The 23,410-nt window shown below is 64.2% G+C and carries 25 protein-coding genes and 1 tRNA gene; 16 read left to right on the top strand and 10 right to left on the bottom strand.

What is annotated here, in order from left to right; translation table 11 throughout:
• Positions 1-122: 122 nt before the first annotated feature.
• Entirely contained in the window at positions 123-1,064 is a 942-nt protein-coding gene (locus IGS58_RS23395) for a LysR substrate-binding domain-containing protein (RefSeq protein ID WP_070258630.1), read from the bottom strand.
• Positions 1,065-1,202: 138 nt separating this feature from the next.
• Between IGS58_RS23395 and IGS58_RS23390 the strand changes: the two genes are divergently transcribed.
• On the top strand, positions 1,203-2,429 hold the full coding sequence (locus tag IGS58_RS23390) for an HD-GYP domain-containing protein (protein ID WP_034783648.1): 1,227 nt from the start codon (positions 1,203-1,205) through the stop codon (positions 2,427-2,429).
• On the opposite strand, the gene IGS58_RS23385 is transcribed toward IGS58_RS23390, so the two are convergent.
• Positions 2,426-3,472: a GGDEF domain-containing protein gene (locus IGS58_RS23385; protein WP_034783647.1), complete on the bottom strand. Its 1,047-nt coding sequence runs from the start codon at positions 3,470-3,472 to the stop codon at positions 2,426-2,428. The two genes, IGS58_RS23390 and IGS58_RS23385, sit on opposite strands and share 4 nt — an antisense overlap.
• A 481-nt stretch (positions 3,473-3,953) precedes the next feature.
• Here IGS58_RS23385 and IGS58_RS23380 point away from each other — a divergent pair, with 481 nt between their 5' ends.
• The 14 genes from IGS58_RS23380 (at position 3,954) to IGS58_RS23315 (ending at position 17,054) form a co-directional block, all read left to right on the top strand.
• Entirely contained in the window at positions 3,954-4,136 is a 183-nt protein-coding gene (locus IGS58_RS23380; protein WP_034752975.1) for a Flp family type IVb pilin, read from the top strand.
• Positions 4,137-4,190: 54 nt separating this feature from the next.
• Positions 4,191-4,724 (top strand): A24 family peptidase, encoded by a 534-nt coding sequence (locus IGS58_RS23375; protein ID WP_230522824.1) that lies wholly within the window; start codon positions 4,191-4,193, stop codon positions 4,722-4,724.
• A 93-nt stretch (positions 4,725-4,817) separates the two neighbouring features.
• On the top strand, positions 4,818-6,191 hold the full coding sequence (locus IGS58_RS23370; RefSeq protein WP_230522823.1) for an ATP-binding protein: 1,374 nt from the start codon (positions 4,818-4,820) through the stop codon (positions 6,189-6,191).
• The gene (gene cpaB, locus IGS58_RS23365) at positions 6,188-7,045 is read left to right on the top strand and encodes a Flp pilus assembly protein CpaB (protein ID WP_230522822.1); all 858 of its coding nucleotides are present in this window, start codon (positions 6,188-6,190) and stop codon (positions 7,043-7,045) included. Before IGS58_RS23370 ends, cpaB begins: the two co-directional genes overlap by 4 nt.
• Before the next feature lie 6 nt (positions 7,046-7,051).
• Positions 7,052-8,500 carry a type II and III secretion system protein family protein gene (locus tag IGS58_RS23360; protein WP_230522821.1) on the top strand — a complete coding sequence of 483 codons (1,449 nt, stop codon included), beginning with the start codon at positions 7,052-7,054 and terminating at the stop codon, positions 8,498-8,500.
• Positions 8,501-8,516: 16 nt separating this feature from the next.
• On the top strand, positions 8,517-8,819 hold the full coding sequence (locus tag IGS58_RS23355) for a hypothetical protein (protein ID WP_230522820.1): 303 nt from the start codon (positions 8,517-8,519) through the stop codon (positions 8,817-8,819).
• Positions 8,809-10,239 carry a TadE/TadG family type IV pilus assembly protein gene (locus tag IGS58_RS23350; protein ID WP_230522819.1) on the top strand — a complete coding sequence of 477 codons (1,431 nt, stop codon included), beginning with the start codon at positions 8,809-8,811 and terminating at the stop codon, positions 10,237-10,239. The genes IGS58_RS23355 and IGS58_RS23350 overlap by 11 nt, the downstream gene beginning before the upstream one ends.
• A complete protein-coding gene (locus IGS58_RS23345; protein ID WP_230522818.1) occupies positions 10,236-10,718 on the top strand; it encodes a TadE/TadG family type IV pilus assembly protein in 483 nt (160 codons plus the stop codon). Before IGS58_RS23350 ends, IGS58_RS23345 begins: the two co-directional genes overlap by 4 nt.
• The gene (locus IGS58_RS23340; RefSeq protein WP_230522817.1) at positions 10,708-11,316 is read left to right on the top strand and encodes a TadE/TadG family type IV pilus assembly protein; all 609 of its coding nucleotides are present in this window, start codon (positions 10,708-10,710) and stop codon (positions 11,314-11,316) included. The genes IGS58_RS23345 and IGS58_RS23340 overlap by 11 nt, the downstream gene beginning before the upstream one ends.
• Positions 11,317-11,368: 52 nt before the next feature.
• Entirely contained in the window at positions 11,369-12,538 is a 1,170-nt protein-coding gene (locus IGS58_RS23335; protein ID WP_034783630.1) for an AAA family ATPase, read from the top strand.
• Positions 12,539-12,588: 50 nt separating this feature from the next.
• Positions 12,589-13,935, top strand: coding sequence for a CpaF family protein (locus IGS58_RS23330; RefSeq protein ID WP_170846399.1), 1,347 nt, complete (start codon positions 12,589-12,591; stop codon positions 13,933-13,935).
• Between the two features lie 11 nt (positions 13,936-13,946).
• Positions 13,947-14,924, top strand: coding sequence for a type II secretion system F family protein (locus tag IGS58_RS23325; protein WP_034783627.1), 978 nt, complete (start codon positions 13,947-13,949; stop codon positions 14,922-14,924).
• A gap of 118 nt (positions 14,925-15,042) precedes the next feature.
• Positions 15,043-15,981, top strand: coding sequence for a type II secretion system F family protein (locus tag IGS58_RS23320; RefSeq protein ID WP_230522816.1), 939 nt, complete (start codon positions 15,043-15,045; stop codon positions 15,979-15,981).
• 11 nt (positions 15,982-15,992) lie between these two features.
• Positions 15,993-17,054: a LytR C-terminal domain-containing protein gene (locus IGS58_RS23315; protein ID WP_230522815.1), complete on the top strand. Its 1,062-nt coding sequence runs from the start codon at positions 15,993-15,995 to the stop codon at positions 17,052-17,054.
• Positions 17,055-17,105: 51 nt separating this feature from the next.
• On the opposite strand, the gene IGS58_RS23310 is transcribed toward IGS58_RS23315, so the two are convergent.
• Complete coding sequence (locus tag IGS58_RS23310; protein ID WP_230522814.1) at positions 17,106-18,107, bottom strand: EDSAP-1 family PEP-CTERM protein; 1,002 nt, start codon at positions 18,105-18,107, stop codon at positions 17,106-17,108.
• Positions 18,108-18,318: 211 nt separating this feature from the next.
• Positions 18,319-18,693: a hypothetical protein gene (locus IGS58_RS23305; RefSeq protein WP_077398662.1), complete on the bottom strand. Its 375-nt coding sequence runs from the start codon at positions 18,691-18,693 to the stop codon at positions 18,319-18,321.
• A 162-nt stretch (positions 18,694-18,855) separates the two neighbouring features.
• Here IGS58_RS23305 and IGS58_RS23300 point away from each other — a divergent pair, with 162 nt between their 5' ends.
• The gene (locus tag IGS58_RS23300) at positions 18,856-19,167 is read left to right on the top strand and encodes a hypothetical protein (RefSeq protein WP_077398664.1); all 312 of its coding nucleotides are present in this window, start codon (positions 18,856-18,858) and stop codon (positions 19,165-19,167) included.
• 27 nt (positions 19,168-19,194) lie between these two features.
• Here the strand turns inward: IGS58_RS23300 and IGS58_RS23295 are convergent, their stop codons facing one another.
• The 6 genes from IGS58_RS23295 to IGS58_RS23270 form a co-directional block, all read right to left on the bottom strand.
• On the bottom strand, positions 19,195-19,401 hold the full coding sequence (locus tag IGS58_RS23295) for a dodecin (RefSeq protein WP_034753599.1): 207 nt from the start codon (positions 19,399-19,401) through the stop codon (positions 19,195-19,197).
• Between the two features lie 219 nt (positions 19,402-19,620).
• A tRNA-Thr gene (locus IGS58_RS23290) sits at positions 19,621-19,696 on the bottom strand.
• Positions 19,697-19,722: 26 nt separating this feature from the next.
• Complete coding sequence (locus IGS58_RS23285) at positions 19,723-20,235, bottom strand: ClpXP protease specificity-enhancing factor (RefSeq protein WP_099665815.1); 513 nt, start codon at positions 20,233-20,235, stop codon at positions 19,723-19,725.
• A 227-nt stretch (positions 20,236-20,462) separates the two neighbouring features.
• Complete coding sequence (locus IGS58_RS23280; RefSeq protein ID WP_010394154.1) at positions 20,463-21,074, bottom strand: glutathione S-transferase N-terminal domain-containing protein; 612 nt, start codon at positions 21,072-21,074, stop codon at positions 20,463-20,465.
• Positions 21,075-21,194: 120 nt separating this feature from the next.
• Positions 21,195-21,959 carry a cytochrome c1 gene (locus IGS58_RS23275; RefSeq protein ID WP_152254125.1) on the bottom strand — a complete coding sequence of 255 codons (765 nt, stop codon included), beginning with the start codon at positions 21,957-21,959 and terminating at the stop codon, positions 21,195-21,197.
• A 36-nt stretch (positions 21,960-21,995) separates the two neighbouring features.
• Positions 21,996-23,408 carry a cytochrome b gene (locus IGS58_RS23270; RefSeq protein ID WP_230522813.1) on the bottom strand — a complete coding sequence of 471 codons (1,413 nt, stop codon included), beginning with the start codon at positions 23,406-23,408 and terminating at the stop codon, positions 21,996-21,998.
• Positions 23,409-23,410 lie beyond the last annotated feature (2 nt).

The following is a 23,410-nucleotide window of genomic DNA, read 5'->3' as shown; positions in this document are numbered from 1 at the left end:
ACGGGATGGCCGCGTGTGGGCGGCACATAACCATTTTAAATTTAAAATAGTTAATGTGGTCAGTGTAGAACGAGTCAGGAAAGGGGGCAAATACGCTTTGCCGATGGGGGTATAAGAAAGACTTATGCCATGGGCGAGAGCACATTCGCCCCCACCCAGCGCCCGCTGCCGCACAGTTCGGCGGCCACTTGCAGCACGAGGTTTTTCACGGCGTTGCCCGCATTGGTGAGGGGAATGTTTTTCGAGGCGCACAGGGCCACTGTGCGCGACAGCACGGGGCTGTGGATGGCGTAGCTGCGCATGGCGCCGCTGTCCAGCTCGGCCAGCAGGGGGGCGGCGGGCAGGATGGTGGCGCCCATGCCGGCCAGGATGGCCGATTTCAGGATGGCGATCGAGTTGATCTCGATCACGTTGGCCGTTTCCAGACCCAGTTCGCGCGCGCGGCTGTCGATGCGTGGGCGCACGCCATGCTGCAGGCCGGGCAGGATCAGGGTGGCGCTCAAGGCTTGCTGGAACGACACGGCATGGCCGGCGGGGGCGAATGGCGAATCGCTGCGGCAGATGAAACGCATCTCTTCTTCCACCAGCGGGCTGCAGGCAAACGGCGTGAGCTGGCCATCGTCGAACAGCACGGCCAGGTTGATGCGGCCCGATTTGAGCTGTTCATTGAGGTTGCCCGTGATTTCTTCCGTCAATTGCAGGGTGATTTCGGGATAGCGTTCGCGCGCGGCCAGCAGCAGGGGCAGGGCCAGGGCGCCGGAAATACTGTGGGGCAAGCCCAACGTGACATTGCCGGATGGCCGCGTGGCGCTTTGCGTGACGGCCGAGCGGGCGTCGGCCACCTGTTTCAGGATCGCTTGCGCATGTTCGTAGAACACCTTGCCCGCATCCGTGCTGAGCACGCCCTGGGCCGAGCGGTGCAGCAGTTGCACGCCCAGTTCCTCTTCCAGCTGGCGCAGCTGCTGCGTCAGGGCCGGCTGGGCCACGTGCAGGATCAGGGCCGCGCGCGACAGCGAGCCGTGGTCGACGATGGCAACAAAGTAGCGTAATTGGCGCAGTTCCATGGGTCCCAGAAGCGGTGCGTTGAGCGGAAAAAACACGGTGTTGCGCCGCAGCGCCGAACGCGGCCAGCAGAATAACAATTTTGTTATACTCATTCTAGCGCCTTCGGTGCTCCAGCCGCGTATTTGTGGGATGACAGCATGCTCAAGAAAGTTGATTCGTCTCAATTAAAAGTGGGCATGTACATTCATGACCTCAGTTGCGACTGGATGACGCATCCATTCGTGCGCAACCGTTTCCTGTTGCGCAGCGACGATGAAATCCGCAAGATCATGCAAGCCGGCATCCACGACGTGGTGATCGACAGCGGCAAGGGCCTCGACGTGCAGGATGCGCCTACCGTGGCGCAGGCACAGGCCACCACCGAGCGCGAACTGGTGCAGATCGCCGCGGCGCCGCAAGTGGTCACGCGCGTGTCGCTGGGCATGGAACTGGCGCGCGCCACGCAAGTGCGGCGGCAGGCGGCCAGCCTGGTGCGCACGGTGATGGCTGATGTGCGCCTGGGCAAGGCTGTCGAGCTGGACCGCGTGCAGCACACGGTGCAGGACATCACCGAATCGATCCTGCGCAATCCCGGTGCCCTCGTCGGCTTGTTGCGCATCAAGACCAAGGATGACTACACCTTTTTGCATTCCGTCAGCGTGTGCGCGCTGCTGGTGGCGTTTTGCCGCTCGCGCGGCATCGATGCGGCCACCACGCACCAGGCTGGCCTCGGTGGCTTGCTGCACGACACGGGCAAGGCCCTGGTGCCCGACAGCGTGCTCAACAAGCCGGGCCCCCTCACGCCGGAAGAATTTGCCCTGATCAAGCGCCATCCGCGCGACGGCTACGAGATCCTGCGCCAGTCGCCCGAGGTGGGCGCGATTCCCCTCGACATCGCCTTGCACCACCACGAACGGCGCGATGGCAGCGGCTATCCGGACCAGCTGGCCGGCGACGCCATCAGCGAACTGGCGCAGATGGCCGCCATCGTCGACGTGTATGACGCGTTGACGTCCGACCGCAGCTATCACAAGGGCATCGCCGCCGCCGAAGCCCTGCGCAAGATCTATGAGTGGAGCAAATTCCATTTCAACCCCGTGTTCGCCCAGGATTTCATGCGCTGCGTGGGCATCTATCCGGTCGGCACCATGGTGATGCTGGAATCAGGCCGCCTGGCCGTCGTCATCGAGGCGCACGAAAGCAATCTGCTGGCGCCGAAAGTGAACGTGTTTTTCAGTACGAAGAGCAAGACCTACATCAAGCCGGAAACGGTCGACCTGTCGCGCGGCTTCGGTTTTGGCGGCGCCGACAAGATCGTCGGCCATGAGTCGGCGGCCAAGTGGCAGGTCGATCCCATGCGGTTTCTTTCCCTAGCGGATGCCTAGAAGAATTCCGCCGTATCGTTCGAGGTAATGGTGGTGAGCAAGCCCTTGGCGACCAGCTCGTCGTAATGGCAAGCCAGGTTGCGGCCATGGCTCTTGGCGTAATACAAGGCCTGGTCGGCGCGGCCGAGGATGATGACGGGCGCCTCGTAGGCGTTGATGCTGACGAAGCCCACGCTGACGGTCACTCGCCCCACTTGCGGGAAGTCGTGCGCTTCGACATTGGTGCGGAAGCGGTCGATGATTTTCTGCGCATTTTCCAGGGTGATCGAGCGCAGCAGCACGACGAATTCCTCGCCGCCGAAGCGGAAGATGCGGTCTTGCGAGCGGAACGACGATTGCAGCTGGTTGGCGATCAGGATCAGCACTTCATCGCCATACAGGTGGCCAAATTTATCATTGACCAGTTTGAAATGATCGACGTCGATCACGGCCAGCCATTGCCGTTCCGTGTCCGTATGGTGGCGCCGTTCTGCATCGACGGGAAGCGGCTTTTCCGCCTCCGGTTCGCCGCGGCTTTGCAGGATTTTCGCCAGCTGGTCGTCGAAGGTCTTGCGGTTCAACAAGCCGGTGAGCGAATCGCGTTCGCTGTAGTCGAGCAGGTTCTGGAAATTGCGGTACACGCTGACGATGCCGCCGATCACCTGGATGGTGGCGCCCGTGTACGGCGTGGGGTTGGTGATTTCCAGGCAGGTGGTGACCTGGTCGCCGATCCAGATGGGCAGCCACAGCAGGTGGCGGCCGTCGGCGCACAGGGTGTCGGCGCTCGCTTCATGGCGCTTGATGCAGGCGGCCAGGGCCGGGTAGTCCGACAGCGGTTCGCCTGGCAGAGTCGGGTCGTTATGCTCTTCCATGCGGGCCACGCTGCCCGCCACGATGATGGCCCGCGACCGCACGAACACCTGGCCACGCACGGTGGTCAGGGCCAGCACACGGGTCTGCGACGCGGCAGCGAGTTCCTGGACGGCCGAGATCACGGAGATGTCGAGCATCGTGTGGTCGCGGTGCCCGGTCATGTCCACCATGTGTTTCAGTAGGGAATCCATTGTCGATCTCTGGAAAGTAGTCACACAAGTGTCGTCATACCAGCATTGCATCAAGCAAGAGCATGTTCGCGTCCGTCTACAAGAAGCCAAGATTTATTTGGTGGCATGACGCTCTTTACCGCCGGGCGAGAGGCCTTTCCAAAGAAGAGCTAAGCAGGATAATGTCTTTTTGCCTAATAGGCAATTAACGTATGCAATATTTCATGTAAATACATGAGATTCATGCACTGCATTGCAAAAAACTTGCCCTGACGAAGGCTTTCAATCCGGATCGCAACATTTGTTTGCGCCAGCCGGCATTTCAACAGGGTTTGATAATTTCCATATGGAAACTTGTGGCGCGTCAATTTGCCAAAACGTGGACGCTTTATAGTCAATGCAATGGCGCAGAAATTTACGGCAGGAAACATATTAGCAGGAATGGGCAATGTTTCACACCCGATTGCGCCAGGGACTTGTGATTCACTTTTGGGAGCTTGTCATGCATACCTTCCTGTCGGCAGTACAGCAGTTTGTCAAGGATGAGGATGGCATTACGGCAATCGAATACGGCTTGATTGCGGCGTTGATGGCTACCGCCATCACGGCCGGTTTCTTGCTGATCAAGACCAACTTGCTGGCCGTCCTCACCGACATTTCGTCGAACCTGGTGTTGACGCCCTAAGCGGGTGCCCGCCGCTGGCCGGCCAGCGGCGGGTTTTTTTTCAGGAGGTGCCGCATGCCTGCCTATGCCGTATTCGACCTGCTGTTGCTGTGCTTCGTGACGGGGGCCGCCGTCAGTGATTTGATCCGCCGCAAGATACCGAATGGCGTGGTGTTGTCCGGCATCCTTGCCGCCCTGGTGCTGCACCTGTGGCTGTGGCCGCAAAACGTGCTGCCGCTGTGGCTGGGTGGCATGGCCACGGGCTTTTTCCTGTTTCTACCGCTGTACGTGCTGCGCGGCATGGCTGCCGGCGACGTCAAGCTGATCGCCATGGCGGGCGCCTTTGCCGGTCCCTGGCCCGTGCTGCAGATCTGTTTCGCCACGTTTGTCCTGGGCGGCCTGATGGCCGTGCTGATGATCACCTGGCAGGGCAAGTGGCGCGCCTGCCTCGGTAATCTGCGCCAGCTGTTGTGGCCGATGATCGCGCGCATGGCCGGCATTCCCCTGGCGTCAAACGCCCTGGGCAGCGGCGCCAGCGTGGGCAACATGCCCTACGGACTGGCCATTGCCCTGGGCTGCCTGCTGGTGCAAGGGCGGCATTATTTCTGATTGGTATTCATTGCTCTTGATCAATGGGCACCGGTCCCCGCTCGCTAGAATGAATTCTGTTGAATGCAGTCTTAACCGGCTAGGAGACGCAGCATGACCGAGGTCGACTATTCCATGAGCACCGAGAGTGCGCCGCGCCCTGCCGATGCGAACCTGATGCCACCCTTGCCGCCGCAGCCGAAGAGCTTGCGTGAAACGGGACTGGAGCGGCCCCTGGTGGTTGAACTGATCGCCAAGCTGATGTTTGTGAGCGGCAAGACGCATCTGTCCGCACTGACGACGCGCTTGCGCCTGTCGATCAATGTCTTGCGCGAAGTGCTCGACTTCATGGTGAGCGAGCAGATGGCCGAAGTGGCCTGGCGCGGAGAATCCGATATCGACGTGCAATACCAGCTGACGAGCGCCGGCAAGCAGCGCGCCAGCGCCTTCCTCGAGCGCTGCGCGTATATCGGCGCCGCGCCCGTGACCCTGGACGCGTACCGCGCCATGGTGGCGCGCCAGTCGTGGCTGGCGCAGGAACAGCGCGTCGGCAGCGATGACCTGGCTGCCGTGCTGGGTGGCGCCCACGCGGGGCCGGGCATGCTCGACGTGGTCGGCGCGGCCCTGCATTCGGGGCGCTCGCTGCTGCTGTACGGTCCGCCCGGCAGCGGCAAGTCGACCCTGGCGCTGCAGCTGGGACAATTGCTGCACGGGCTGGTCGCCGTGCCGTACGCCGTCATCGTCGGCCACGACATCATCCAGTTGTACGATCCGGCCCAGCACCTGCCGCCCGCGCCGCAGCATGTCAGCCATGCGCGCCAGGCGCTGGAGCGGCGCAGCACGGACATCCGCTGGGTGCTGTGCCAGCGTCCGGTGATCCACGTGGGCGCCGAACTCGACGCCGGTATGCTGGAACTGCGGCTCGACGCCAGCGGCGGCTGCTACCAGGCGCCGCCCCATGTGCGCGCCAATAATGGCATGCTGATCATCGACGACCTGGGCCGCCAGCGCCTGGGCGCGCCGGAATTGCTGACGCGGCTGATGCAGCCGCTGGCGCACGGCAGCGACCAGCTGGGCTTGCCCGGCGGCGTGCAGATCAGCGTGCCGTTCGACAATGCCCTCGTGCTGGCCACGAACGTGCCGCCGGGCGAGCTGTTTGACGCCGCCTTGCTGCGCCGCATCGGCTACAAGGTGCACGTGGGGCCGCTGGCCGAGAGCGCCTATCGCGCGCTGTTCCGCCAGCAATGCCGGCTGGCCGGCATGGCCATCGACGAGCTGGCCCTGAACCATCTGCTGCACCTGCATGGCGCGCAGGGACGGCCCCTGCTGGCCAGCTATCCGCAGGAATTGCTGGCGCGCATAGGCGACTTCGCCGGCTTTGCCGGCTGCGAAGCGCGCCTGACGGTGGGCGCCCTGGAACAGGCCTGGGGCAGCCTGTTTGCCAGTTGCGACATGCCGGCCGCCAGCCTGTGCGAGCGTATCGCATGAAAAACCGGCGCGCCCTCCTGATGATGGGCCTGGCGGTCGTGCTGGGTCTGCTGGCCGTGCTGCTGGCCTCGCACTGGCTGCTGCGCCAGACGCCGGCCGGCAAGGGCAAGATCGTCGTCGCCGCCAGCGATGTCAACCTGGGCCAGCGCCTGGCGCCCGAGATGCTGCGCCTGGCAGAATGGCCGGCGGAAAGCTTGCCGCAAGGCGCGCTGCAAGACCCGGCGAGACTGGCGGGACGGGTGCTGAAAACCAGCGTGCTGCGCGGCGAACCGCTGAGCGAAGCCAAGCTGGCGCCGGCCGGCACCCTGGGCGGCCTGTCGGCTCTCATCACGGAAGGGCGGCGCGCCATTACCGTGCGCGTCAACGATGTGATCGGCGTGGCCGGCTTCGCCTTGCCGGGCAACTATGTCGACATCATCGTGAGCACGCAGCAGGATTCTGGCGACCGCGCCTTTCCGCAAAGCCGCAACATTTCCAAGATCGTGCTCGAACGCATCCTCGTGCTGGCCGTGGCGCAGGAAGTGGGGCGCGACGAGACCAAGCCGCGCGTGGTCAATGCGGTGACCCTGGAAGTGACGCCGGAACAGGCGGAAAACCTGGACCTGGCGCGCAGCGTGGGCAGCCTGTCGCTGGTGCTGCGCAACCAGGTCGACCCGCAGCCGGGCGTGACGGCGGGCGCCACCAAGCTGACCCTGCTGGGAGGACCGCACGAAGCCGACGAGCCCGTTCCTGCCGCCGCGCCCGTGCCGGCCGCAGCGCCGCGTCCGGTACGCGTGGCCAAGGCGCCGCCGGAGCCAGCGCGCCAGTGCAGCGGCGTCATCGATGGGACGCGCCAGTCGCGCGAATGTTTTTAGGCAACCATGGACACGCTCATGAACCGCGCCCTGCTGATACTGTGCTGCTTGCTGTCGCCGCTTGCCGGCGCGGCGGCCGATCCTGGCCCGCGCTGCGGCGGTGAAGCGGCCTCGCCCGGCAACCTGCAACTGCAGGTGGGCAAGTCGAGCATGCTGCGCCTGCCCGAGGCGGTGCTGGCCCGCAGCGTCGGCAATCCTGCCGTGGTGCAAGCCATGCTGGTGGCGCCCGACACCTTGTATGTGGTCGGCGTCGACGTGGGCAGCACGAACATGATCATCCAGGGACGCAGCGGCGTGTGCAGCGTGGTGAACGTCAGCGTCAGCATGGACCCGGCCGGCTTGCAGGCAACCCTGGCGGCGCTGATGCCGGACGAAAAAGCCATCCGCGTCACGGCCGTGGCCGACACCCTGGTGCTGTCGGGCACGGTGCAGGACGCGGGCGCCGTGCTGCGCGCCGTCGAGCTGGCGCATGCGTACGTGCGCCGTGCCACGGTGCCGCTGGCGCTGCCCAAGCCCGCCGATGGCGCCGCCACGGCGCCCGCTGGCGGCGCGGGCAGCGCGAACAGCCGCATCATCAACATGCTCGACGTCAGTGCGCCGCAGCAAGTGATGCTGGCCGTGCAGATCGCGGAAGTGTCGAAGTCGCTGCTGGAACGGCTGGAAGTGGGCGCCACCCTGCGCTTTGCTTCCGGCAGCTGGGCCACCACCTTGCTGTCGAATTTCTTGAGCGGCACGGCCAACGGCCTGCTCGACGTGCGCAAGTCGAATGGCCAGCAGCTGACCATCGAGGCGCAGAAACAGGATGGCCTGGTGCGCATCCTGGCCGAACCGACGGTGATGGCGATCAGCGGGCAAGAGGGCAGTTTTCTGGCCGGCGGCAAGATCTTCATTCCCGTCGGCCAGGACAACAACAAGATCACGCTGGAAGAGCGCGAATACGGTGTCGGCCTGCGTTTTACGCCGACCGTGCTGTCGGGCGGGCGCATCAATCTGAAGGTGGCGCCGGAAGTGTCGGAACTGTCGCGCGAGGGGGTGGGTATTTCCGCCGCCGGCGTCAGCGGGCGCTCGATTTTGCCCGTCATCACCACGCGGCGCGCCTCGACCACGGTGCAGCTGTACGACGGCCAGAGCTATGCCATCGGCGGCTTGATCAAGAACAATCAGGTGAGCAACATCACGGGCTTGCCCTGGCTGAGCGAAGTACCGATCCTCGGCGCGCTGTTTCGCAGCACGGATTTCCAGCACGACCGCACGGAATTGTTGTTCGTCATTACCGCACACCTGGTCAAACCGTTGCCGGCCGATGCCGTGCTGCCGACGGCGCAGCTGGCGCCGCCGTCGCGCATGGACTTGATGTTGGGCGGCAAGATGGAAGGGCCTGTGCCCTCGGCGCCGCCGTCCGTGCCGCCACTCGTGCCGCCAGCGCGCGCGGCCAACGGTTTCGAGTTGAAATGAGACGGGGAGATACGCCATGCCGAACTCGCTCTTGACGTCGCTGCGGCGCCTGGCCGCCCTGGCCCTGGCCTTGCAGCTGGTCGCCTGCGCGCACGGCAGCACGCCGCAGCTGGACCGCCGCTTCGGCGACGCCGTGCGCCTGTCCATGGCGCAGCAGGTGCGCGATCCGGCCGGCGCGGGCAATCGCACGCCGGCAGACGGCCTCGACGGCCCCAGCGCGCACGCCGTCATGCAGCGCTACCGCGCCTCGTTTGCCGAACCGAATGCCCAGGCGCCGCAGCCGGTGCAATTCATGCTGGGAGGCGGCAATGGCAAATAGACGCCGGCGCCAGCGCGGGGCGATGCTGATCGCCTTTTCCATCCTGCTCATCGTGGTGCTGGGCTTTATCGGCCTGGCGCTGGACGTGGGGCAAGTCATCGGCCGCAAGACGGAACTGCAGAACCTGGCCGACAACGCGGCGATGGCGGCGGCGGCGGAGCTAGTGGGCACGCCCGAGGGCCTGCTTGCCGCCGCGACGAAAGCCAAGAGCAGTGCGGCCGACCGCAGCGCATGGCGCCGCCGCATGGAAGGCGCGACCTTGTCGGACGCCAGCATCCGCTTCGCCAGTGCTCCCGACGCGCCCGCCAGCGAATGGCATGCGGCGGGCGCCGTGCCCGACGCCGCCACGGCGCTGTTCGTGCGCGTCGATACGCAGGCCAATGATCCCTCGCTGGGGCGGGTGGCGACGGCGTTCCTCGGCGCCTGGTCGCCGGCGCTGCGCACCCTGGACACGGGCGCGCGCGCCGTGGCGGGGCGCAGCAGCTTGAATCTGATGCCGCTGGCTGTCTGCGCGCTGTCGGCCAGTGCCGCTAGCCCGCGCACGAATGCGGCACTGCTGCCGGCCGTCGAGCTGCTGGAATATGGCTTTCGCCGCGGCGTGGCGTATAACTTGCTGAAGCTCAATCCGCACGGCCCGGCGGCCGAACATTTCGTGCTCAATCCGCTGGGCCGGCCGGGCGTGGTGGGACCGTCACAGCAGGTCAGCGAATCGAACGTGCTGCCGTTTGTCTGCAGCGGCACGGTGCTGTATCCGCGCATCGGCAGCGCCCAGGTGCATGTGCACCGGCCTTTTCCCGCCGCGCTGTGGACGGCCTTCAATGCGCGCTTCAACCAGTATCCGGGCAGCGGCTGCCATCCGGTGGTGGCGCCGTCCGACACGAACATCCGCGCCTATCCGAACACGGCGGCGAACTGGTGGATGACGAATGCGCCCGATGCGCCCAGTGCGCTGAGCACGGGCAATCCGCTGCTGTCCGTGGCCGATCCGGAGTCGAATGCGACGCCGCCGGCGGTCGGCAGCTACGGGCCGCTGTGGTCATTTTCCAGGGCGGCCAGGTACAGCAACCCGAAGCCGGCCGGCGGTTATCCGCCATTTGCCACCACCGACTGGCCCAAGCTGTATCCAGCCACGCCGGCCGCCCCGGCCGCCAAATCCAGCTATCCGACCGACAAGTCGCCGTACCTGACGCTGGCGTACCAGACGGCGCCGACCGGCAACGCGGGCCTGGCGCAGCGGCGTTTGCTGCACATTGCGCTGCTCGCCTGTCCCGTGCCGGCCGGCAGCGACGTGCTGGCCCAGGTGCTGGGCATCGGCCGCTTCTTCATGACGGCGCCGGCCAGCAATGGCGTGCTGAGCGCCGAATTTGCCGGCCTGGCAGCCGAGGGATCGCTGATCGGCCCGGCGGAGCTGCTGCAATGACGCGGGCTTGCCGCGCGCCAGGCCGCCAGGGCGGTGTCGCCGCCATCGAGCTGGCGCTGATCCTGCTGTTTTTCATGGGACTGCTGCCCTTCGTGCTGCTGTTCGGCCGCGCGCTGCTGGTGTACACGGCCCTGCAAAAAAGCGTGCACGATGCGGCGCGCTACATGGCGACCATGCCGCTGCCGCAGATGGGCAGCATCGGCACGGCGAACCAGGGCGCCGCCCTGGCCCGGCAGATGGTGGTCGATGCGATGGCGGAAAGCTGGCCCGACATGGAGGCCGCCAGGGTCAACGTGGACTGCGTATATGCCGACGATTCCTATGGCTGCGGCAGCTATGCGACGGCGCCGCTGCAGGTGCGCATCAAGGTCACCGTGGACATGCCGGTGGATTTCCTGCCTGAGCTGACCCGCAAGTGGCTGCCGCAGCTGGAGCCGATTCCCCTGCGCGCCAATGCGACATTGCGCTATGTTAATTAACCTGCCCTCCCGCCGGCAACGCCAGGGCGGCGTCTTCGCCGTCGAATTCGCCATGCTGGCGCTGCTGTTCTTTTTGTTCCTGTTTGCCATGCTGGAAATGGCGCGCGCCGTGTACGTGTGGAACATGGTGCATGAGATCACCCGGCGCGCGGCGCGCGCTGCCGCTGTCACCGATTTCAGCAATGCCGGCGCCTTGCAAGCCGTGCGCACGCAAGCCGTGCTGCGCGCCACGCCGGGCACGCTTCCGCTGGGCGGCGGCATCGGCGACGCGCATGTGCGCATCGATTATTTGTCGGAGAGCAGCGGCGGCGCCGCATTGGCGGCAGTGCCGGTGACGGTGCTGCCGGGCTGCCCGCAACGCAACCGCATCAATTGCCTGGACGATCCGCATGGCGCCAGCTGCATCCGCTTCGTGCGTGCGCGCCTGTGCCTGCCGGGCGATGGCGCGCGCTGCGAGGGTGTGCCCTACCGGCCCATCCTGCCGCTGCTGGGGGTGATGTTTCCTTCCGGCGCAGGCGCCATACGTTTGCCCAGCGGGACCACCATGGCGGTGGCCGAGTCGCTGGGCTATCCGGACAATCCCGGTTTTTGTCCATGAGCGCCGCTCCGCTGGCGCAGCCGAATGTGTAGCCTTGAATGAAGGAGGGGCGATGAAAGCCTTGATGATTACCCGCGACGCCAGCTTGCACGATGAAATCGCGGCGCAAGGCGCGGCCCGCATGCCCGTGCTGCGGCTGCTGGACCGGCGCAGCGGCCTGCGCGACGCCGTCGAGCGCATGCTGGCCGAAGCGCCGGAACTGGTGATCGTCGACGCCAGCGGCATCGATGCCGACGAGGCCGACCTGCTCGAGCGCCTGGCGCGCCAGTATCCGCTGGCCGTGCTGATGCTGCTCACGCGCGGCCAGCAGCAGGATGTCCTGATACGCGCCATGCGCGCCGGCATGCGCGAAGTGCTGCAGCTGCCGCTGGTGCACAAGGCCTTTCACGAGGCGATGGACAGGGTCGATATCCAGGCCGGCGTGACGCAGATGCGCGATGGCAAAGTGCTCGCCTTCATCTCGTGCAAGGGCGGCAGCGGGGCCACCTTTTTGTCGACGAATTTTTCCTATGCGATGGCGACACTGGCCGGCTGCAAGGTGCTCTTGATCGACCTGCACGGCCAGTTCGGCGACGCCACGTTGTATGTCTCGGACCAGAAGCCGGCCATGACCTTGTCCGACATCTGCGCGCAGATCGCGCGCATGGATGGCGCCTTTCTCGCCTCGTGCCTGGTGCACGTGACGCCGAACTTCGGCGTGCTGGCGGCGGCCGACGATCCCGCGCACAAGGTCGACATGCAGCCCGAGCACATGGACCGCATCCTCGCCGTGGCGCGCCAGCACTACGACTATATCGTGCTCGACGTGGGGCGCCAGATCGACGCGCTGTCGCTGCGCGCGCTCGACAACGCCGACGCCATCTATCCGGTGCTGCAGCTGGCCTTGCCCGACATCCGCGACGGGCGCCGCCTGCTCGACATCTTCCGCTCGCTCGGCTATCCGGGCGAGCGCCTGCGCCTGATCGTCAACCGCTATGAAAAGGGCGGCCGCCTGCGCCTGGCCGACCTGGAGCAGGCGCTGGGCGCGGAAGTGGTGCACACGGTGCCCAACGATTACATCGCCGCCACCGATTCCGTCAACCAGGGCATCCCGCTGCTGCAGCTGTCGCGTACCAGCGCCGTGGCGCGCAGCCTGGCCGAACTGGTGGAACTGGTGACGGCGCGCCGCGTGACGGAAAGCCGCGGCCTGTTCGACCGCCTGTTCAGCCGCAGCGAGGCTTAGGACAGGAAGAGATGTCAAGGCTCCCGCCGGGAGCCATCATGGGAGCCGAGATGACTTTACGCGAACGCCTGGCGGCGAATGAAACGGTGCGCCCCGCCACCAACGCACAAGGCGCGCTGGCGCTGCACGCCTACCAGGAACTGAAAAAAACCATGCACCAGACGATACTCGACCGTATCGATCTGGAACGCCTGAAACGCCTGACGGCCGAGCAGTTCAAGCACGAGCTGGCGCTGCTGGTGCAGCGCGTGATCGAGGAAGAGCGCATCGTGCTGAACCAGCACGAGCGGCATAGCCTGGTGCTCGACATCCAGCACGAGATGCTGGGCTTCGGCCCGCTGGAACCGTTGCTGGCCGATGCCAGCGTGTCCGACATCCTCGTCAATACCTGCGACAAGGTGTATGTGGAGCGGGGTGGGCGGCTGCAGTTGACGGACGTGACCTTCCACGACAATGCGCACCTGATGAAGATCATCGAAAAGATCGTCTCGCGCGTGGGACGGCGGGTCGACGAATCGAGCCCGATGGTCGACGCGCGCCTGCCGGACGGTTCCAGGGTCAATGCCATCATTCCGCCGCTGGCCGTCGATGGTCCGATCCTGTCGATCCGGCGCTTTGCCGTGCAGCCTTTGACGATCGCCAACCTGCTCGACTACAAAAGCCTGACGCCGCCCATGGTGCAGGTGCTGCAGGCGCTGGGGCAGGCCAAGGTCAACATCCTGATTTCGGGCGGCACGGGCAGCGGCAAGACGACCCTGCTCAACGTGCTGTCCGGCTTCATTCCCGGCAGCGAGCGCATCGTCACCATCGAGGATGCGGCCGAACTGGCGCTGCGCCAGCCGCACGTGGTGCGCCTGGAAACGCGCCCGCCGAATATCGAGGGCAAGGGAGAAGTGAGCCAGCGCGCGCTGGTGCGCAATGCGCTGCGCATGCGGCCTGACCGCATCATCCTGGGCGAGGTGCGCGGCGCCGAGGCGCTCGACATGCTGCAGGCGATGAACACGGGCCATGAAGGATCGCTGGCGACGATCCACTCGAACACGGCGCGCGACGCGCTGGCGCGGCTGGAAAATATGGTCGGCATGGCCAGCGTAAACCTGACGCCACGCGCCACGCGCCAGCAGATCTGTTCGGCCGTGACGGTGGTGATGCAAGTGTCGCGCCTGACGGATGGCGCGCGCAAGCTGGTCAGCCTGCAGGAAGTGACGGGCATGGAAGGCGACATCATCGCCATGCATGAAATCTTCCGCTTCGAGCAGACGGGCGTCGATGCCGCCGGCAAGGTGCTCGGTCACTTTTGCGCCACGGGCGTGCGGCCCCGCTTCACGGAGCGCCTGCGCATGTTTGGCGCGCCCGTGCCGGACACTGTCTTCGATCCCGACCGCATCTACGAATAAGGAGGGGAATCATGGACCTGGTGTTCTACGGCTTTGCCGTGCTGCTGTTCGCTGCCTGCATCCTGATGGTGGAAGGCGCCTGGCTGTGGTGGTCGGGCACGCACGGCAGCGCGGCGCGGCGCATCAACCGGCGCTTGCGGCTGATGGCGGCGCGCGGCGAGGCGGGCGGCGAGCGGGTCTCGATCCTCAAGCAGCGCCGCTATGCGCGCTCGCCCGGCCTCGAGCGTTTGCTGCGGCGCCTGCCGCAGGCGGCACGGCTCGACCACCTGCTGCTGCAATCGGGCTTGTCCTGGTCGGTGGCGCAGTTCCTGGGCGGCGCGGGCGGCTTGCTGCTGGTGGCGCTGCTGTGGCTGGCCATCTGGCCCATGCCGCTGCCTGGCGCCTTGCTGCTGCTGGGTGTGGCAGGCGGCGGGCCGTGCATGGTCGTGCTGCGCGCGCGCGCCGCGCGGCTGAAAAAGATCGAGGCGCAATTGCCGGAAGCGGCCGATTTCCTGGCCCGCGCGCTGCGCGCCGGACACTCGTTTTCGAATGTGCTGCAGATGGTGGGCGATGAACTCAATGAGCCGATCAGCGGCGAATTCAAGATGGCGCACGAAGAGATCAATTACGGCGTGCCGATGAACGAGGCGCTGCAAAACCTGGCCGCGCGCATCCCGCTGACGGACTTGCGCTACCTCGTCATCGCCGTGCTGGTGCAGCGTGAATCGGGCGGGAACTTGGCCGAAGTGCTGGTCAGCATCGCGCGCATCATCCGCGCCCGCTTGAAACTGCTGGGACAGGTGCGCGTGCTGTCGGCCGAGGGGCGCATGTCGGCCTGGGTGCTGGGCTTGATGCCGGTGGTGATGATCGGCGTCATGGCGCTGGTCAATCCGCAATACATCAGCCTGCTGTGGACCGATCCCAGCGGCATCAAACTGCTGTGGTACGCGGCCGGCATGGTGGCGCTGGGTGTCGTGTGGATGCGCAATGTGATCCGCATCCGCATCTAAGAGATCGTCTGAAAAAAGTCCATGGCGTTGTTGCGTCGCCTTGTCGTACTGTCGTACTGCCTTCGGCGACACGCCTAGCCCTGAACGTTTTGTCAGTCGATCAACCGGAGGAAATGCCATGACTGGCTCGCAACTGCTGTTTCTGTTGATTGTCTTCGCCGTGGTGGTGGCGCTGGCCCTGCTGGCATGGCTGATCTTCTTTCCCGGTGCCTTGCGCCAGCGCCTGTTCGGTTCCATGGCGCCGGCCGCCAGCGAGGCAGTGGCGGAAAACGGCTGGGTGGAGCGCGTGGCGCGCGTGGCGCAGCCGTTCAGCAAGCTGTCGCTGCCGGAAGAGGGCTGGGAGCGCTCGCCGCTGCGCACGCGCTTCATGAACGCGGGCTGGCGCCAGGCCAGCGCGCCGGCCCTGTACTTCGCCGCGAAAAGCGTGCTGGCCCTGCTGTTTCCCACCGTGCTGGGTCTGTATGCGGCCAGCGCCATGGCGGCGCAGCTGCGCAGCGTGCTGCTGTTGCTGCTGTGCGTCAGCGCCACCATCGGCTATTACCTGCCGAACCTGGTGCTGGCCAGCACGGCCAAGCGGCGCCAGCGCGACATCTTTGAAAACATCCCCGACGCGCTCGACTTGCTGACCGTGTGCGTGGAAGCGGGCCTGAGCCTGGAGCGGGCGCTGGTGAAGGTGTCGGGCGAAATCCATATCAAGAGCGTGGTGCTGGCGCAGGAATTGCAACTGGTGCTGATGGAAATGCGCGCCGGCTTTTCCAAGGAAAAGGCGCTGCGCAACCTGGCCTTGCGCAGCGGCGTGGAAGATGTCGACACCCTCGTCGCCATGCTGATTCAATCGGAACGCTTCGGCACCAGCATGGGCGATTCGCTGCGCGTGCACTCGGAAAACCTGCGCGGCAAGCGCAGTCTGCTGGCCGAGGAGGCGGCCGCGAAGATCGCCCTGAAACTGCTGTTCCCGCTGATCTTTTGCGTCTTTCCCACCCTCATGCTGGTGCTCATGGGGCCGGCCGTGATCGAAGTCTATCGCGTGCTCGTGCCGGCCATGGCCAACCGCTGAAAGGAGTTACCATGCGCTTGACGATTTCCCGCCTGGCCGCCGCCTGCGCCTGTCTGGGCCTGGGCGCGTGCGCCAGCCACACGGCGCACGCGCCGCTGCTGCCGGCGCCGCCCGCTGCCGCTGCCGATGCGGCCTATGTCGCGGGACGCCAGTATTTTGATGCGGGCGACCTGCCCGCCGCGCAAGCGGCCTACGAGCAAGCCCTGCGCGTCGCGCCGCGCCATGTGAATGCGCGCAACGGCCTGGCCGTGCTGCACGCGCAGCGGGGCGAGCACGATGCGGCGATTGCCCATTGGCTGGCTTTGACGCAGGAGGCGGGCACGCCGCAGCCGCAACAGGCGTATCTGTTCAGCAATCTCGGTCATGCTTATTATCTGAGTGGACGCGATGCGCAAGCCTTGCCCGCGCTGGAACAGGCGTGTCTGCTCGACCCGCTCAATGCGCTGGCCTGGCAGCATCTGGCGCAGGTGCTCGAACGGCTGGGGCAACACGCGCGCGCGGCCGTCATGCGGCGCCAGGCGGCCAGCTTGCAGGAGCACGATTTGCGGCGCGACATGGCCGTCTTGCGCAACGCGGCGCCACCGCAAGGCGTACCCGTGGCCGCGCCGGTGCCGGATGTGCCCGCCATGGCGCGCATCGAGATCACGCAAACCGACGGCATGGCCCGCTTGCAGCGTGTGCCGGCAGCCGTGCGCAGCGTGCCCGTTGCCGCTGCCGTACCCCGTCCGCGCCTGGAAATTGTGAATGGCAATGGCGTGCCTGGCCTGGCCGCCGCACTGGCGCGCAGCCTGGCCGGCAGTCCCGTGCAGGTGGTGCGCCTGGCCAATGAAACCAGCTTCCAGGTGGCGCGCACGCGCGTCGAGTACCGGCCCGCGCAGGAGCAGGCGGCGCGCCAGCTGGCCCGCCAGCTGGGGATGCAGGTACAAACCCAGGTGCAGACCCAGGCCGCCGATTGTCCTGTCAGCGAGCTGCGGCTGGTACTGGGGCGCGACCTGAGCGATCCGGCCATGCTGCACCGCTATTATCTGCAGCAGTTGCAGCTGGCGCGCCAGGCGCTGGCGCGGCTCGGTTAACACGCCTCTGTTGATGCAAAAGAAACGGCGCCCATGAGGCGCCGTTTTATTTCATGCTGCTGATGATTGTGGCTGGCGGCGCCGCGTAAAAGCCAGGGCCGCCAATCCCATGCCCAGCAGGAACAGGGTGCCCGGTTCCGGCACGGCCAGGGGATCGATGACGACGATGTCGGTGCGCGTGGACTTGGAAAAGTTCAAGGTATAGCTGCCGGCCGGCAGGGCGAAATTCGAGGTCAGGGAAAACATCGCAAAGCCATTCGTGAAGGCGCGCCCGGTAGCGGGGTCGTTGGTGCCGGCCGTCATGTTCAGGCTGAACGGATCCAGGCTGCCGACCGTATGGTTGCCGTTGACGTCGCTGCCATTGTTGGCATCGCCATCGGGTGCGAACTGGAAGATCACGCCATCGGCATTCGCGTTCGACAGGCAGCCGACGGGGCTGGCGCTGTTGCAGGAGATATTGAAGATATCCATGATCGACACGTTCGACTTGTCGCCCATGGTCGTCACGCTGGTGCGCAGGTCGCGCCGTCCCATGAAGCTGAAGGTGATGAAGCCGGCGCCCGACAGGGTCAGGTTGACGGAGCCGGTGAGCGTGTCGCCGGCCGTGGATGTGGCGGCACCGACCGTGTTGCGCTGGGCTTCCGCCACGGCGCGCACCGTGGCGCCGCCATTGAGCATGTTGCCGAAGGCATGTGCATCGCCGCGGGCGAACTCCAGGGTGGAACTGGGGCTGGGGGCGTAATTGTTTTGCGGCAAGCCGCTGCAGCCTCCACCCGAGCACACTTGCAGCACGTCGGCGTTGGCGGCCGGTCCTGTATTGACGGCACGCGGATTGACGGCCACGCCGCCTTCGAAAAACGCGCTGTCGCTGGCATTGCGATTCGCGCCGGCCAGCGACAGCGCGCCGGCGCTGGTGGTGATGCGGAAATTGTTCAACTCATTGACGGCCAGGCCGTACGCGCCGGCCTGCGCCTGGCCGCTGGCCAGCAGGCTTGCCGCCGCCAGTGCGCCCAGCCAGCCCAGGGTCTTGCTTCGTGTGTGATCGACGTTCATCGCAGCCTCTTATCGTGGTCAGTCTCGAAAAATCCGGGGGACAAAGAATCCAGGATGACTTGCCTGGATTCATCTCGTAGACAGGGATAAGCAGCTTGCGTGCCACACAAAAAAATCACGTGAAATCAATTACTTGCGCAAAGCGGACTGGGCTGGCGGAAGCAAAGTGTAAGAAAGGCCGACGCCGCTTGGCGGGCGGTGCCAGCCAGCCTCAGGTACCCCGGTGATAGCCGAGGTGGCCACCGGAATTGCGTGCGCAGCCGCAACCGATGCGCGCCACTTCCTCGCTTTCCGTCAATTTCCAGTTGGTAATCGTCGTGTGATTCCAGTCGATGTCGCTTTTCTTGACAGGTTTGACCGTCAAGATGCGTGCTTCCGCATCCGTGTACTCCATCAGCTCTTCGTCGTCGGCGATGTCGAAATGGCGGTGGATCAGGGAAATGCCGAAGCGGTCGAGCGCGCCGTAGCGTTGCAGCACGTCACGCAGCTCGCGAAAGCAGGCGAGATCCTCGGGCAGCAGCGGATTGACGGCGGAAATATCGGCGACGGGTTGCCATTGCATGGCGTGGATGTTCAGGCTGTGCATGATAGGCTCCTGTGCCCCATGATGATAGGCCCAGGCTGCCGGAGGGGCGCCGGCACGCCTGGCGAAATGCCCATCGTGGACGCAACGCCGCTGCGACGCTTGCGCCGGATCAAAGGTGCGGCACATCGCCTCTCGTCCGATCATTGCCCGGTAAAATAGGCCATGGCAAACAAAACCCCCACCTTCCCCGGCGCGCGCACGGGCCGCGGCCAGGTCCTGGCTGTGCTGCTGTCGAACCGCGACCAGTCCGGCGCCGAACCGCTGCAAGGCCGCGTCTCGCTGGCCGCCATCGTCAAGGCATTGAAGCGCAAATATCACTGGCCGATCGAGACGCACAGTTTCCCCGCCAACACGCAGGATGGCCGCGCCAGTTGGGCGACCGTCTACAGCTTGCCGGACAAGGTCATCGAGACCGCGCTGGAGGCCGGCGGCCGGGAGTGGCTGGAAAGCCGGGGAGCGGCCGGGCGGCGGTGAGCGCGCCGCCTGTCTTACCCGATCCCTTTATTCGAGCCGGAAGCCGACCTTGAGCGTGACCTGGAAGTGCGCCACCTTGCCGTCGACGATATGTCCCCGCGACTCGGTCACTTCATACCAGTCCATGTGCTTGACCGTCAGCGCCGCCTTGGCAATGGCATCGCGTATCGCCTGATCGCTGCTCTCGGTCGATGTGCCAACCAGTTCGATCAGCTTGTAAGTGTGTGCGGACATGATATTTCCCCAGATAGGCAAGCCAGACATCGGGAGCCTGCTTTGCGCAAGCACGTGCTCATCTTGCGCCTAAACGTGCTGATAGTCATTGCGCGGTGCAGCAACGCGTCAACCTGGATGGCGATGCGTGCCAGTGTTCCGGATGGCTTCCGCGGGCGTGGGAAAAGAAAAAAGGGCTACCAGCCGAAGCGGGTAACCCTTTGATTTCCTACTGAATTCTGGTGCCGACTGCCGGTTTCGAACTGGCCACCTGATGATTACAAATCAACTGCTCTACCAAATGAGCTAAGTCGGCAAAAACTGCGCGTTGCGAATTATACGCTATTTAATGCGTGTCAGGGTCGGGCGGCCGCCTTTTTTTGGTGGCTCGTCGTCGCCGGGCGTGGCGCTGTCGCGTTGTTCGGGGGAACTGGTCGGCACGGACGACAGGGTGGGACCGCTGGCGGCGGGGGCGAGCACGGGTGGCGGGACGTCGGCCGAGGCCGGGCTGTCCGTCGGTTGCGCGTCCGGGTCATCATTGCCCAGCACGGGCTCGAAGGCCATGCCCTGGCCGTTTTCGTTGGCGTAGATGGCCATCACGTTGTCGACCGGTACGTAGATTTCGCGCGAGACGCCGCCAAAGCGGGCGTGGAAGCGGATGGCGTCGTTGTCCATCTTCAGGCCGCTGGTGGCGCCGAAGCTGATATTGAGCACGATTTCGCCCTTTTTCACGTATTCCATCGGTACCGTGGTGCGCGAATCGACTTTGACCGCGAGATACGGCGTGTAGCCGCTGTCGGTGCACCACTCGTAGATGGCGCGCAGCATATAAGGTTTGGTTGAGATTTCAGACATGGTAGGCACTATGAGGCGGGAGCGCCCCCGCAAGGCGGGCGCACCGGTATTTCAATGAAACGATGGGACAACTATCAATAAAAGAACAAAGAATGACAATTGGCCCAAGATGCCCCAGAAAGCGTAGCGAGCAAGCCCGATATCGGCTTCAGTAACGCAGCCGTACTTTAGTACGGCGAGTAACGCCAAGTCGAGAGCGGGCTGCGCAGTAGCTTTATGGGGATATCTTAACGGCGCATGACCTTTTCGGAAGGGGTCAATGCCTCGATATACGCTGGACGCGAGAAGATGCGTTCGGCGTATTTCATCAGCGGTGCGGCCGTCTTCGACAGTTCGATGCCGTAGTGGTCCAGGCGCCACAGCAGCGGCGCGACAGCCACGTCGAGCATCGAGAATTCGTCGCCCAGCATGTACTTGTTCTTCAGGAACAGCGGCGCCAGGGTCGTCAGGCGGTCGCGGATTTCCGCGCGTGCCTTGTCGTGGGCCTTGTCGTTGCTCTTGGCGCGTTCGCTTTCCAGCACGTGCACGTGCACGAACAGTTCTTTTTCGAAATTGAACAGCATCAGGCGCGCGCGGGCACGCATCAGCGGATCGGCCGGCATCAGTTGCGGATGCGGGAAGCGCTCATCGATGTACTCGTTGATGATGTTCGATTCATACAGAATCAGTTCGCGCTCAACCAGGATAGGCACCTGGCCGTACGGATTCATGGTCGAAATGTCTTCCGGTTTGTTGAACAGGTCGACGTCGCGCACTTCGAAGTCCATGCCTTTTTCAAACAGGACCAGGCGGCAGCGTTGCGAAAATGGGCAGGTTGTACCCGAATAGAGAACCATCATTTTTTATAGTTCCTTAGAAACAAAGGGGGTGAAGCCGCGAACGGCTCACCCCAGGTCGCTTGTCCACTCATGCGGACAACGCAGAAACAGGCATAAACCGGCCTATGGCCGGCGCCTCACTTATTTGACTTCCTTCCAGAACGACGCGTTAAGGCGCCATGCCAGCAGAGCAAAGACCGACAGGAACAGCAGCACCCACACGCCCAGGCGCTTGCGTGTTTGCTGTGCCGGTTCGGCCATCCACTCCATGTAGCCGACCAGGTCGGCTACCGCATTGTCATACTCGATCTTGTTCAACGTACCTGGCTTGACCTGCTCGAAGCCGGCAAATTTGTGGATCTTCTTGCCAGCTTCGTGCGGATCATTCTCTTCCACGAACTTGGCAGTCTGGACACCTTGCAATTCCCATAATACATGCGGCATGGCAACATTCGGCACGACCATGTTGTTCCAGCCGGTCGGACGAGTGTCGTCTTTATAGAACGTACGCAGGTAAGTATACAGGTAGTCGCCGCCTGTGCCAGCGGAAGATGATTTCGCGCGCGAAATTACCGACAAATCCGGCGGTACAACGCCAAAGAAGGCCTTGGCGTCCTGCGGTGCCAGGCTCGTCGTCATCAGGTCGCCGACTTTATCACCGGAGAACAACAGATTCTGCTTGATCTGGTCTTCCGTCAAGCCCAGGTCGCGCAGGCGGTTGTAGCGCATCGACACGGCGGCGTGGCAATTCAAGCAATAATTGACGAACAATTTGGCGCCATGTTGCAGCGCTGCCATGTTGGTCTGGCGGTCAGGCGCCTTGTCCAGCGGAAAGCCGCCTTCGCTGGCGAGAGCCATGGCAGGCACGAAGGCCAGGATGGCGAGCAGTTTTTTTGCAATCTTCATATGATGTATGTCCTTTGAGCGTGGCGTGAGAGCGGCTTAGTGCGGGTGAAACGTCACACGCGACGGCACGGTCTTGAACTGGCCCATTGCACTCCACCATGGCATCAACAGGAAGAAGCTGAAGTAAATCAGGGTGCACACTTGCGACACGATGGTCTTCGTATCCGTTGGCGCCTGGGTCCCGAGGTAGCCGAGGATCAGGAACGACAGGCCGAAGATGGCATAGATGTATTTGTGCCAGGTCGGACGGTAGCGGATCGATTTCACCGGCGAATGGTCCAGCCATGGCAGGAAGGCCAGGATCACGACGGAACCGCCGAAGAACACCACACCCCAGAATTTCGCATCGAGCACCTGCGGCAGCATGCCGATGATGGCGACGATGGCGATGCCGGCGATGATGGATTTGACGGTCGTCGACAGGCGCGACTTGAGCCAGATGAACACCACGTAGGCAGCTACGACACCCATCAGCACGTACATGAAGTCGGCCGTGGTGGCGCGCAGCACCGAGTAGAACGGCGTGAAGTACCAGGTTGGCGCGATGTGCAGCGGGGTCTTCAGCGAGTCGCCCGGCAGGAAGTTGTTGTACTCCAGGAAGTAACCGCCCATTTCCGGCGCGAAGAAGACGACGGCGCTGAAAATGACGAGGAAGATCGATACGCCGAACAGGTCATGCACGGTGTAGTACGGATGCGAAGGAATCGAATCGAGGGGGTGGCCATCGGCGCCCAGGTTTTCCTTCACTTCGATGCCGTCCGGGTTGCTCGAGCCAACTTCATGCAGGGCGATCAAGTGCGCTGCAACCAAGCCCAGCAGTACCAGCGGGATGGCGATCACGTGGAAGGCGAAGAAGCGGTTCAGGGTCGCGTCGGACACGACGTAGTCGCCGCGGATCCACAGCGACAGGTCAGGGCCGATCAGCGGGATGGCGCCAAACAGGTTGACGATCACTTGCGCGCCCCAGTACGACATCTGGCCCCATGGCAGCAGGTAGCCGAAGAACGCTTCGGCCATCAGGCACAGGAAGATGGCGAAACCGAACAGCCAGATCAATTCACGTGGCTTGCGGTACGAGCCGTACAGCAGGCCGCGCGTCATGTGCAGGTAGACGATGATGAAGAAGGCCGAGGCGCCCGTCGAGTGCATGTAGCGCACCAGCCAGCCCCACGGTACTTCGCGCATGATGTACTCGACGGAATTGAAGGCCAGGGCCGCATCCGGTTTGTAGTGCATGGTCAGGAAGATGCCGGTGACGATCTGCAGCACCAGCACCAGCATGGCCAGCGAACCGAAGATGTACCAGAAGTTGAAGTTTTTCGGGGCGTAGTATTTGCCCCATTGATCGTTCCACAGCTTGGTCAGGGGAAAGCGGTCATCGACCCAGCCCAGCGCTTTTTCGGCGACGGGAGCGTCTGCCGGGAACTTCGTTTCTTTGAAAGCAGCCATGA

Origin of the sequence: Janthinobacterium sp. EB271-G4-7A, assembly GCF_020858075.1 — a bacterium.
Taxonomy (GTDB): domain Bacteria; phylum Pseudomonadota; class Gammaproteobacteria; order Burkholderiales; family Burkholderiaceae_D; genus Janthinobacterium; species Janthinobacterium lividum.
This window is presented reverse-complemented; position numbering and strand designations above follow the sequence as displayed.

Excerpts from the sequence above, each read along its gene's own strand:
- IGS58_RS23395 (WP_070258630.1), bottom strand. The coding sequence starts at position 1,064 with ATGGAACTGCGCCAATTACGCTACTTTGTTGCCATCGTCGACCACGGC.
- IGS58_RS23390 (WP_034783648.1), top strand. The coding sequence starts at position 1,203 with ATGCTCAAGAAAGTTGATTCGTCTCAATTAAAAGTGGGCATGTACATT.
- IGS58_RS23385 (WP_034783647.1), bottom strand. The coding sequence starts at position 3,472 with ATGGATTCCCTACTGAAACACATGGTGGACATGACCGGGCACCGCGAC.
- IGS58_RS23380 (WP_034752975.1), top strand. The coding sequence starts at position 3,954 with ATGCATACCTTCCTGTCGGCAGTACAGCAGTTTGTCAAGGATGAGGAT.
- IGS58_RS23375 (WP_230522824.1), top strand. The coding sequence starts at position 4,191 with ATGCCTGCCTATGCCGTATTCGACCTGCTGTTGCTGTGCTTCGTGACG.
- IGS58_RS23370 (WP_230522823.1), top strand. The coding sequence starts at position 4,818 with ATGACCGAGGTCGACTATTCCATGAGCACCGAGAGTGCGCCGCGCCCT.
- cpaB (WP_230522822.1), top strand. The coding sequence starts at position 6,188 with ATGAAAAACCGGCGCGCCCTCCTGATGATGGGCCTGGCGGTCGTGCTG.
- IGS58_RS23360 (WP_230522821.1), top strand. The coding sequence starts at position 7,052 with ATGGACACGCTCATGAACCGCGCCCTGCTGATACTGTGCTGCTTGCTG.
- IGS58_RS23355 (WP_230522820.1), top strand. The coding sequence starts at position 8,517 with ATGCCGAACTCGCTCTTGACGTCGCTGCGGCGCCTGGCCGCCCTGGCC.
- IGS58_RS23350 (WP_230522819.1), top strand. The coding sequence starts at position 8,809 with ATGGCAAATAGACGCCGGCGCCAGCGCGGGGCGATGCTGATCGCCTTT.
- IGS58_RS23345 (WP_230522818.1), top strand. The coding sequence starts at position 10,236 with ATGACGCGGGCTTGCCGCGCGCCAGGCCGCCAGGGCGGTGTCGCCGCC.
- IGS58_RS23340 (WP_230522817.1), top strand. The coding sequence starts at position 10,708 with ATGTTAATTAACCTGCCCTCCCGCCGGCAACGCCAGGGCGGCGTCTTC.
- IGS58_RS23335 (WP_034783630.1), top strand. The coding sequence starts at position 11,369 with ATGAAAGCCTTGATGATTACCCGCGACGCCAGCTTGCACGATGAAATC.
- IGS58_RS23330 (WP_170846399.1), top strand. The coding sequence starts at position 12,589 with ATGACTTTACGCGAACGCCTGGCGGCGAATGAAACGGTGCGCCCCGCC.
- IGS58_RS23325 (WP_034783627.1), top strand. The coding sequence starts at position 13,947 with ATGGACCTGGTGTTCTACGGCTTTGCCGTGCTGCTGTTCGCTGCCTGC.
- IGS58_RS23320 (WP_230522816.1), top strand. The coding sequence starts at position 15,043 with ATGACTGGCTCGCAACTGCTGTTTCTGTTGATTGTCTTCGCCGTGGTG.
- IGS58_RS23315 (WP_230522815.1), top strand. The coding sequence starts at position 15,993 with ATGCGCTTGACGATTTCCCGCCTGGCCGCCGCCTGCGCCTGTCTGGGC.
- IGS58_RS23310 (WP_230522814.1), bottom strand. The coding sequence starts at position 18,107 with ATGAACGTCGATCACACACGAAGCAAGACCCTGGGCTGGCTGGGCGCA.
- IGS58_RS23305 (WP_077398662.1), bottom strand. The coding sequence starts at position 18,693 with ATGCACAGCCTGAACATCCACGCCATGCAATGGCAACCCGTCGCCGAT.
- IGS58_RS23300 (WP_077398664.1), top strand. The coding sequence starts at position 18,856 with ATGGCAAACAAAACCCCCACCTTCCCCGGCGCGCGCACGGGCCGCGGC.
- IGS58_RS23295 (WP_034753599.1), bottom strand. The coding sequence starts at position 19,401 with ATGTCCGCACACACTTACAAGCTGATCGAACTGGTTGGCACATCGACC.
- IGS58_RS23285 (WP_099665815.1), bottom strand. The coding sequence starts at position 20,235 with ATGTCTGAAATCTCAACCAAACCTTATATGCTGCGCGCCATCTACGAG.
- IGS58_RS23280 (WP_010394154.1), bottom strand. The coding sequence starts at position 21,074 with ATGATGGTTCTCTATTCGGGTACAACCTGCCCATTTTCGCAACGCTGC.
- IGS58_RS23275 (WP_152254125.1), bottom strand. The coding sequence starts at position 21,959 with ATGAAGATTGCAAAAAAACTGCTCGCCATCCTGGCCTTCGTGCCTGCC.
- IGS58_RS23270 (WP_230522813.1), bottom strand. The coding sequence starts at position 23,408 with ATGGCTGCTTTCAAAGAAACGAAGTTCCCGGCAGACGCTCCCGTCGCC.